8 protein-coding genes are annotated in these 10,228 nt (G+C 66.8%); 5 read left to right on the top strand and 3 right to left on the bottom strand.

Going from position 1 to position 10,228, the window contains the following annotated elements:
* Window positions 1-2: 2 nt before the first annotated feature.
* The 3 genes from DBR20_RS18440 to grxC form a co-directional block, all read right to left on the bottom strand.
* Complete coding sequence (locus DBR20_RS18440) at window positions 3-1,007, bottom strand: isocitrate dehydrogenase (RefSeq protein WP_089239080.1); 1,005 nt, start codon at window positions 1,005-1,007, stop codon at window positions 3-5.
* Between the two features lie 453 nt (window positions 1,008-1,460).
* Entirely contained in the window at window positions 1,461-1,853 is a 393-nt protein-coding gene (locus tag DBR20_RS18435; protein ID WP_049458126.1) for a carboxymuconolactone decarboxylase family protein, read from the bottom strand.
* Entirely contained in the window at window positions 1,850-2,140 is a 291-nt protein-coding gene (grxC, locus tag DBR20_RS18430; protein ID WP_108267532.1) for a glutaredoxin 3, read from the bottom strand. Before grxC ends, DBR20_RS18435 begins: the two co-directional genes overlap by 4 nt.
* Before the next feature lie 92 nt (window positions 2,141-2,232).
* Between grxC and DBR20_RS18425 the strand changes: the two genes are divergently transcribed.
* From DBR20_RS18425 to ppx, 5 genes are all read left to right on the top strand, one after another.
* Window positions 2,233-3,933: a M48 family metalloprotease gene (locus DBR20_RS18425; RefSeq protein WP_181393128.1), complete on the top strand. Its 1,701-nt coding sequence runs from the start codon at window positions 2,233-2,235 to the stop codon at window positions 3,931-3,933.
* Window positions 3,934-4,049: 116 nt separating this feature from the next.
* Window positions 4,050-4,739, top strand: a complete 690-nt coding sequence (gene phoB / locus DBR20_RS18420; protein WP_089239076.1) for a phosphate regulon transcriptional regulator PhoB — start codon at window positions 4,050-4,052, stop codon at window positions 4,737-4,739.
* A 105-nt stretch (window positions 4,740-4,844) separates the two neighbouring features.
* A complete protein-coding gene (gene phoR / locus DBR20_RS18415; RefSeq protein ID WP_089239075.1) occupies window positions 4,845-6,176 on the top strand; it encodes a phosphate regulon sensor histidine kinase PhoR in 1,332 nt (443 codons plus the stop codon).
* A 4-nt stretch (window positions 6,177-6,180) separates the two neighbouring features.
* Window positions 6,181-8,268: a polyphosphate kinase 1 gene (ppk1, locus tag DBR20_RS18410; protein WP_108267518.1), complete on the top strand. Its 2,088-nt coding sequence runs from the start codon at window positions 6,181-6,183 to the stop codon at window positions 8,266-8,268.
* A 506-nt stretch (window positions 8,269-8,774) separates the two neighbouring features.
* Window positions 8,775-10,228 (top strand): exopolyphosphatase (gene ppx / locus DBR20_RS18400; RefSeq protein WP_108267530.1); only part of this gene is annotated, 1,454 nt, incomplete at its 3' end.

Below are 10,228 nucleotides of genomic sequence, written 5' to 3'. Positions count from 1 at the left end.
GCTTACAGGCGGCTGGCGATCGCCTTGGCGAAGCCCATCGTGTTGCCGGTGCCGCCGAGGTCGCCGGTCAGCGAATCCTTGGCTTCCAGCGTGGCCACGATGGCCTTGCGCAGGCGCTCGGCATTTTCCGGCTGGCCGACATGGTCCAGCATCTGTGCCGCTGCCAGCAGCAGGGCGCACGGATTGGCCTTGCCCTGGCCGGCGATGTCCGGCGCGGTGCCGTGCACGGCTTCGAAGATCGCCGCGTTCTCACCGATGTTGGCACCCGGGGCCAGGCCCAGGCCACCGACCAGACCGGCACACAGGTCGGAAATGATGTCGCCGAACAGGTTGGTGGTGACGATGATGTCGAACTGTTCCGGACGCATCACCAGCTGCATGCAGCAGTTGTCGACGATCATTTCCTGGAACTCGATGTCCGGGTACTTGGCCGCCACTTCGCGTGCCACGGCCAGGAACAGGCCCGAGGTCGACTTGATGATGTTGGCCTTGTGCACGGCGGTGACCTTCTTGCGACCGGTGCTGCGGGCCAGCTCGAAGGCGTAACGCACGATGCGCTCGGAACCCTTGCGGGTGATGCGGGTACCGGAGAAAGCGGTCTCGCCGTCGGCCGACACTTCCTGGCCTTCGGCCAGGTACGCACCTTCGGTGTTCTCACGAACAGTGATCAGGTCGACGTTGTCGAAACGCGACTTGGTGTTCGGGAAGGTGTGGGCCGGACGCACGTTGGCGTACAGGTCGAAGTGGCGGCGCAGGCTGACGTTGATCGAGGTGAAGCCACCACCGACCGGCGTGGTCAGCGGGCTCTTCAGCGCAACCTTGTTGCGCGCGATCGATTCCAGGGTCACCGCCGGCATCAGATCGCCGTGCTTCTCCAGGGCCACCAGGCCGGCGTCGGCGTCTTCGTACTCCAGGCCAGTCTTGAGCTGGTCGAGCACGAACAGGGTGGCGTCCATGATTTCCGGGCCAATGCCGTCGCCGCGGATGACCGTAATTTTCTGCGTCATTGATCGATGTTCCGAACAGGGGGAAAAACGCCGTCCGGACGTGCCCGGAAACGCCGGCGCAAAGGAAGTTTCACCCGCAATTATGCCTGAGCCGGGGCCGAGGTCCCAAATAGACCATGGTCCCAGTCCCCGGCTCAGGCAGAATTGCCCGCGCATTCCACCTCTACCCCCGCCTGTCGGCGCGCCCCTTCAACAAGAAGGGGCTCCTGGGCTGTTGGATCGCGGGAAAGGCCCCGATGTACGCCACCGGTAGCGCCGGGTCATGCCCGGCGGCCTTTCGTTCAGGTGCCCGCCGGGCATGGCCCGGCGCTACCTGCGAGGAGCAAGGCTTCTGGGCTGGAAGATCGCGGGCAGTGTCGGCCGCTGGCCGGCAACCTCTGCCACTTCGGGTCCACTGGATGCCGGCCAGCGGCCGGCACTACCAGACAGCCCGGTTCGCGGTAGCGGCCGGGCTCAGTGCTCGTGCGCGGCCGGGGCGGCGCCGCCACCTTCCAGCTGGTCGAGGAAGTCCACGGCGCGGCGCAGGTGCGGGATCACGATCGAGCCGCCGACCACCAGGCCCACCGAGAAGGTCTCGAAGAACTCCTCGCGGGTGACGCCAGCGTCCTTGCACTGGGCCACGTGGTAGCTGATGCAGTCGTCGCAGCGCAGCACCATCGAGGCCACCAGGCCCAGCAGCTCCTTGGTCTTCACATCCAGCGCGCCGGCCTGGTAGGTCTGCGTGTCCAGCGCGAAGAAGCGGCGCACCACCTGGTTCGGCTCGCCCAGGATGCGTTCATTCATGCGCTTGCGGAAATCGGTGAACTCGGCGATCCGGTCCTTGCTGCCGTCGTCGGCCGCGCTCATGCCTGGCCCTGCCCGGCCAGCAGCGGCTCGAGCTTGCCTTCACGGTGCAGGGCCATCATGTCGTCGTAGCCGCCCACGTGGACGTCGCCCACGAAGATCTGCGGCACGCTGGTACGGCGGGTCTTGGCCATCATCTTCTCGCGCTCGACCGGGTCCAGGTCGATGCGGACCTCGGTCCATTGCTGGCCCTTGCTCTTGAGGAAGTTCTTGGCGGCCACGCAGTACGGGCAGACGGCGGTGGAATAGATGGTGATGGCGGGGCTAGCGCCGGCGGACTGGGCTGTCACGGGAAACTCCACGATGGATCGACGGTCCATATATGGTACCGGTGCGCTGGAATTTCCACGCCACGCCCGCAACACTGTGGATTGATTAACGAATGGTTGCCCCCTGCCCTGCCACGCTGGACAGACCCTGCCCGAGGATCGACCGCTTGCGACCCCTGCTGCTCACCGCTGCCCTCACCCTGGCCCTGGCCGCCCCGCTGGCGCAGGCCCAGGAGAAGCTGCCGGACATCGGTTCCTCGGCGGGCGAACTGCTGACCCCGGCCCGCCAGGCCGAGTACGGCGCGATGATGCTGCGCGAGCTGCGCAACTACGGCTACCTGCTGGACGATCCGCTGGTCAACGACTGGCTGCAGACCATGGGCACCCGCCTCGGTTCCAACAGCGACCAGCCACGTCAGCCCTATACGTTCTTCGTGATGAAGGACCGCCAGATCAACGCCTTCGCCACCCTCGGCGGTTACATCGGCGTCAATGCCGGTCTGGTGCTGACGGCCGAACGCGAGGACGAGGTGGCGGCGGTGCTGTCGCACGAAATCGCCCACGTCACCCAGCAGCACGTGCTGCGCGGGGTCGAGCGCGCCCAGCGCGACCAGATCCCGATCCTGCTGGGCATGCTGGCGGCGGTGGTTGCCGCCCAGGCCAGCAACAGTTCCTCCTCGGGCAACGCGACCATGGCTGCGATCAGCTCGGGCATGGGCCTGATGCAGCAACGGCAGATCGACTACACCCGTTCCAATGAATCCGAGGCCGACCGGCTGGGCATCCGCACGCTGTCGCGCAGCGGCTACGACGTGGATGCAATGGCCGGTTTCTTCGAACGCATGTCCTCGGCGATGCGCGGCAACGACGGCGGTTACAGCGTTCCGGACTTCCTGCGCACCCACCCGGTCAACACCACCCGCATCAGCGAGGCCAAGGCCCGCGCCGAACAGATGAAGAAGGACACGGTGCTGCTGACCACGCGCACGCCCAGCGGCGAGCGCAGGGAACGGGTGGATCCGGCCGACCCGACCCTGGGCGATCCGCTGCTGCGTGGCATCAACCCACTGCTGCCCAGCAGCGTGCTGCGGGTTCCGATCGGCCAGCTCAGCCGCGGCGCCAGTGGCGATTTCAACTGGGCCCGTGAACGCCTGCGCGTACTCAGCGCCGACAGCCCGGCCGAACTGCAACGCGAGTACGCCGATCTTGCGCGGCGGCAGAAGGATGGCCTGGACGACGCCCAGCGTTATGGCCAGGCACTGGCCACGATGCGCGGCGGCCGCAGCGGCGCCAGCGAGGCCCGGCAGACGTTGACCGATCTGTTGAAGACCCACCCGGACAGCCTGTGGGTCGCCCTGGCCCTGGCCGAGGCGGAATCGCGCACCGGCCAATCCACCCAGGCCAATGCGCGCTTCGAACAGCTGCTGCATGAGCACCCCAACAGCCGGCCGGTGGCCCTGACCTATGCCGAGATCCTGAACGAGCAGGGAGGCCAGGCCGCGGGTCAGCGCGCGCAGGCGATGCTGCGTCCGCTGCTGTCGCAAAGCGGTAACGATCCGGTCTTCCAGCAGCGCTACGCCCGCGCCAGTGAACTGGCCGGTGACAGTGTCCGCGCCAGCGAGGCCTATGCCGAGGCGGCGTTCCTGGGCGGGCGCCCGGAACAGGCCCTGATGCAGCTGCAGGCACTCAAGCGCAACCCCGCTCTGGACTACGTCGGCCGGGCCCGGGTGGATGCGCGGATCGAGTCGATCACGCCCACCGTGCTCGAGCTACGCCGGCAGGGTGTACAGGACCCGGACCTGGACCGCCGCTGAGTGCGGCATGACCGGCAGATGGCAGGAATGGCAGATGCCGACCAGGTAGTCACAAACATGTCATCAAACCGTAGTCTACTGGCACCACTCCAGTAACTGAGCCCTACGGTGCCCTCGTGCAGAAACGCATCCTGATCGTCGATGACGAGCCCGCGATCCGCGAAATGGTCGCCTTCGCCCTTCGCAAGGGCGATTACGAACCTGTCCACGCCGGTGACGCCCGCGAGGCCCAGACCGCCATCGCCGACCGCGTCCCTGACCTGATCCTGCTGGACTGGATGCTGCCCGGCACCAGCGGCCTGGACCTGGCCCGGCGCTGGCGCAAGGAAACCCTCACCCGCGAAGTGCCGATCATCATGCTGACCGCGCGCGGCGAAGAGAACGACCGCGTCGGCGGCCTCGAAGCCGGTGTGGACGACTACGTGGTCAAGCCGTTCTCGGCGCGCGAACTGCTGGCCCGCATCCGCGCGGTCATGCGCCGCGCCCGCGACGATGACGAGGACGGCAGCGTGGCGGTGGGATCGATCCGCATCGATGGCGCCGCCCATCGCGTGTTCGCCAACGACCAGCCGGTGCCGATCGGCCCGACCGAATACCGCCTGCTGCACTTCTTCATGACCCATCCTGAGCGCGTGTACACCCGTGCGCAGCTGCTGGACCACGTGTGGGGCGGCAGCGTGTATGTGGAAGAACGCACCATCGACGTGCATATCCGACGACTGCGCAAGACGCTGGAACCGTTCAACGCCGAGAACATGGTGCAGACCGTGCGCGGCGCCGGTTACCGCTTCTCCACCGCAACCTGAGCCTCGTCGTGCCGGCGCCGTGCACCCCACGGTGCCGGCGTCGGCAACTCTGCTATAACCCTCGGTTCACCTGCGTGAACCGCCGCAACCCACGACGAGACCGCAATGCCCCGCCACATCCGCTCTGCCTGGTTGAAGACACTGGCCACCGTGGCCATCGTGTTGCTGTTGGCCGGTCTGGTCGGATGGTTCACTGGCCACCTGTGGCTGTGCATCGCGCTGGCGGCACTGGCGACGCTGGTCTGGCACTACTGGCGGCTGCGCCGCGTGCTGCGCCGGCTGACCGCGCGCCAGCGCTGGGATACCGCCGCCGAAGGCACCGGCGTCTGGAACGAGCTGGACCGCCTGCTGTACCGCAACCAGGTCGAGATGCGCGTGCGCAAGCGGCGCCTGCTGGACATGCTGCGCAGCTATCGCGCTGCAGCGGCCGCGCTGCCCGACGCCGTGGTGGTGCTGGACCGCAACAGCCAGCGCGTGCAGTGGTTCAACGAAGCGGCCACGGCGCTGCTCGGCCTGCACCATCCCGGCGATCTGGGTGAGGCCCTGGTCGAACGCCTGCAGCCGATGCCGCTTGCCCACTGGCTGGCCGGTGGCCGCAACGCCGAACCGATCCTGGACGTGCCCTCGCCGGTCGATCCTGCGATCCGCCTGAACCTGCGCCTGATTCCCTATTCGTCCGACTACTGGCTGCTGATCGCCCGCGATGTCAGCAAGCTGCTGCGCCTGGAACAGGTCCGCCGCGACTTCGTGGCCAACGTTTCACACGAACTGCGCACCCCGCTCACCGTGGTCCACGGCTACCTGGACATGATGGACCCGGAGGATTTCCCGGGAACCGGACCGATGCTGGAAGAGATGCGCAAGCAGAGCCAGCGCATGGCCCAGCTGGTGGAAGACCTGTTGACCCTGTCGCGGCTGGAATCGCAGGAACACAGCGAGGCCGAGACGGTGGCCATGCAGCCCATGCTGGCCACGCTGCGCCGCGAAGCCGAGGCACACAGCCAGGGCCGCCACCAGATCAGCATCGACGACCTGGCCGGCGTGGACCTGCAGGGCTCGACCAAGGAACTGCACAGCGCGTTCTCCAACCTGGTCACCAACGCGGTGCGCTACACCCCGGCCGGTGGCCGCATCGCGGTGGAGTTCCGCCGCGAGGGCGACGGCGTGGTGCTGGCGGTGCGTGACACCGGCTACGGCATTCCCGCCACGCACCTGCCGCGGCTGACCGAACGCTTCTACCGTGTCTCCAGCAGCCGCTCACGCGAAAGCGGCGGCACCGGCCTGGGCTTGTCGATCGTCAAGCACATCCTCGGTCTGCACCACGCACGCCTGGAAATCGACAGCGAGGTCGGCAAGGGCTCGGTGTTCGCCTGCCATTTCGATGCCGACCACGTGCGACCGCGTGAATCCGCCCCCCTGACCTCCTTCGAAGAATGACGCCATGAGCAGCCTCGGATCCCTCCCCCTCCCCGTGAGCACGGACAGCGATCCGTTGCGCGACCCGGCGCTGTACATCAACCGCGAACTGTCGCAGCTGGATTTCAACTTCCGCGTGCTGGCGCAGGCGATGGACCCGCAGGTGCCGCTGCTGGAGCGCCTGCGCTTCATGTGCATCTCCTGCACCAACCTGGATGAATTCTTCGAGATCCGTGCCGCTGCGGTCCGTCATGCGCAGGAGTTCGGCCTGCCGCCGGCTCCGGACGGCATGAGCCCGCAGGCCATTCTCAACGCCATCCACGAGCGCGCCGCCGAGCTGGTGGACCAGCAGTACCGCTGCTGGAACCAGACGCTGCGTCCGGCGCTGATGGAGGCCGGCATCGGTGTGCTCGGCCGCAACTCCTGGACCCATCGCCAGAAGCGCTGGCTGCGCGCCTACTTCCGCAACGAGATCATGCCGGTGCTGTCGCCGCTGGGCCTGGATCCGGTGCATCCGTTCCCGAAGATCCTCAACAAGTCGCTGAACATCGTGGTGGTGCTGAAGGGCACCGATGCGTTCGGCCGCACCGGCCACCTGGCCATCGTGCGTGCGCCGCGTTCGCTGCCGCGGATCATCCAGCTGCCGGAAAAACTCGGCGGCCCGCAGAACTTCGTGTTCCTGTCCTCGGTGCTGTCCACCTTCGTGGACGAGTTGTTCCCGGGCCTGGAAGTGCTGGGCGCCTATCAGTTCCGCGTCACCCGCAACTCCGAGCTGGTGGTGGACGAGGAGGAAGTCGAAAACCTGGCGCTGGCCCTGCGCGACGAGCTGGTGGACCGTGGCTATCGTCCTGCGGTGCGCCTGGAAATCGCCCACGACATGCCGCGCGACATCGTCCGCACCCTGCTGCAGAACTTCGGCCTGACCGAGAACGCGGTGTACCGCATCGATGGACCGGTCAACCTCAACCGCATCATCCAGCTGTACGACCTGATCGCGCAGCCGGACCTGAAGTATCCGCCGATGACCCCGCGCACCCTGCGCGACAGCGACGGCATCTTCGAGACCACCGCACGCAAGGACCTGCTGCTGCATCACCCCTTCGACGCGTTCGCTGCAGTGCTGGACCTGATCCGCCAGGCCGCGCTCGATCCGAACGTGCTGGCGATCAAGCAGACCCTGTACCGCACCGGCAAGGACTCATTGATCGTCGATGCACTGATCCAGGCCGCACGCGCCGGCAAGGACGTGACCGTGGTGGTCGAGCTGCGCGCGCGGTTCGATGAAGAAGCCAACCTGGGCCTGGCCGATCGGCTGCAGGAAGCCGGTGTGCAGGTGGTGTACGGCGTGGTCGGCTACAAGACCCACGCCAAGATGCTGCTGATCGTGCGCCGCGAAGGCCGCAAGCTGCGCCGCTACGTGCACTTGGGCACGGGCAATTACCACAGTGGTACCGCACGCGCGTACACCGACCTGAGCCTGATCACCGCCGATGCCGACATCGGCAACGACGTGCACCTGCTGTTCCAGCAGTTGTCCGGGCTGGCCTCGAAGATGAAGCTCAAGCGCCTGCTGCAGTCGCCCTTCACCCTGCATACCGGGATCCTGGCGAGGATCGAGCGCGAGACACGCGTCGCTGCTGCCGGGCGACCAGCGCGGATCATCGCCAAGATGAACGCCCTCAATGAGCCGCAGGTGATCCGCGCGCTGTACGCCGCCTCGCAGGCGGGTGTGCAGATCGACCTGATCATCCGCGGCGCCTGCACCCTGCGCCCGGGCGTACCCGGCGTGTCGGACAACATCCGCGTGCGCTCGATCGTCGGCCGCTTCCTGGAACACAGCCGGGTCTACTGGTTCGGCAACGACGGCGCACCGGAGCTGTACTGCGCCAGCGCCGACTGGCTGGAACGCAACCTGCTGCGCCGGGTGGAAACCTGCTTCCCGATTCTCGACCCGGCACTGGCCAAGCGGGTCTATCGCGAAGTGCTGCAGAACTACCTGGACGACAACCTCAACGCCTGGGAGCTGGATGCCGAGGGCATCTACCACAAGCGCGCACCGGCCCACGACGAAGCCCCGCATTCGGCCCAGATGGCGTTGATGCAGGGCCTCTGACCCGGTAGGTGCCGACCTTGGTCGGCACGTTTGGATGCATCCACGCATGGCGTGGATCTACCGTGTCGACCAAGGTCGACACCTACCAACAGCCGCAGCGACCTGTCGAAGGTCGACAGATGCAGGGTCTTTGATCCGGTAGGTGCCGACCTTGGTCGGCACCTTTGGATTCATCCACGCATCGCATGATCTACCGTGTCGACCAAGGTCGACACCTACCAGGAGCAGCCCATGCCATTTCGACAGATCGCGGAGATCTGTCGAAGGCGGGGTGGGTCCGGTTGCGGGGGCGTGAGCGCCATGGATGGCGCGACCGAGCTTACAGGGACGTACTTGCAGCGTCCCCCGCAGCCGGACCCACTCCGCCATCCCACGGATACCCCGCCTTTGACGTTGACGTTGCTTCGGCCTCTGCAGGTGCAGGGCGCAGCCCTGCCGCCCCCCCACCACAAAATGTGAAGGCCGCGCGGTGACGAGTTCACCGCCCCTTCGGCTAACATTCGCCCATGCCGCATACCACCACGACTCCGCCCGCATTGCAGGATGGCGACCTGCTGGCCGCCATCGACCTTGGCTCCAATAGTTTCCACATGGTCATCGCGCGTTACACGCTTGGCCAGCTGCGGGTGATCGACCGCCTGCGCGAAACCGTGCGTATGGCCGACGGCCTGGACGGCAAGGGCGGACTCTCCGCAGCAGCGCGGCAGCGCGCGCTGGAGTGCCTGGCCCGGTTCGGCCAGCGCATCCGCAACGTCCCGCCACATCGCGTGCGTGCACTGGCCACCAATACCGTGCGCCAGCTGCGTTCGCCGCAGGCCTTCCTGATGCCGGCCGAAACCGCGCTCGGGCATGCCATCGAAGTGGTCAGTGGCCGCGAAGAGGCGCGACTGATCTATCTGGGCGTGGCCCATGCGCAACCGCCCAAGCCCGACCAGCACCGCTTGGTCATCGACATCGGCGGCGGCTCGACCGAGTTCATCATCGGCAAGGGCATGCAGACCCTGGAGCGCGAGAGCCTGCAGGCCGGCTGCATCGCCAGCACCCGTCGCTTTTTCCCGGGCGGCAAACTCAGCAAGAAGCGCTGGAAGGATGCACTGGCCGAGATCGGCCGGGAGTTCCAGCCCTTCGCCAGCAAATACCGCGCGCTGGGCTGGCAGGAGGCGCTGGGGTCGTCCGGCACCCACAAGGCCATCAGCGAAATCTGCGCGACGATGAAGCTGAGCAAGGGCGCGATCACGGCCGAGGCGTTGCCCCAGCTCCGCGATGAGCTGCTGAAGGCCAAGAAGATCGACGACATCGTGCTGCCCGGCCTGTCCAGCGATCGCCGCCCGATCATTGCAGGCGGCATCCTGGTGCTGGAGGCCGCCTTCCAGGCGCTGGGCCTGGAGAAGCTGCTGGTCAGCAAGGCGGCGATGCGCGAGGGCATCCTCTATGACATCCTCGGCCGTGCCGGTGACAACGACCCGCGCGATGAATCGGTGGCCGCCCTCACCCATCGCTATGGCATCGATACGGTGCAGGCCGGCCGCGTGCAGGACACCGCACTGTCGTTGCTGGAGCAGGTGCAGGAACGCTGGAAGCTGGACGCCGATGATGCACGCATGCTCGGCTGGGCCGCACGCCTGCATGAGCTGGGGTTGATGATCGCCCACAGCGGTTACCACGTGCATGGCAGCTACGTGCTGGAGAACTCGGACATCGCCGGCTTCTCGCGGCAGGAGCAGCAGATGCTGGCGACGCTGGTACGCAATCACCGCCGCGGCATCAGCAAGACCGCCTTCGATGCCATTCCCGAGCGCCTGCTGCTGACGGCACGACGCCTGGTTGCCCTGCTGCGCCTGGCGGTACTGCTCAACCGCGCGCATGAAGACGCACCGCTGCCGTTGCTGGAGCTGACCGCCGACGACAGCCGCCTGTCGCTGATCGTGCCGCAGGCCTTCATCGATGCGCGGCCGCTGCT

Origin of the sequence: Stenotrophomonas sp. HMWF023 (assembly GCF_003060985.1) — a bacterium.
Lineage (GTDB): Bacteria > Pseudomonadota > Gammaproteobacteria > Xanthomonadales > Xanthomonadaceae > Stenotrophomonas > Stenotrophomonas lactitubi.
The sequence above is the reverse complement of the archived record's forward strand: the minus strand, read 5'-3'. Positions and strand labels throughout refer to the sequence as shown.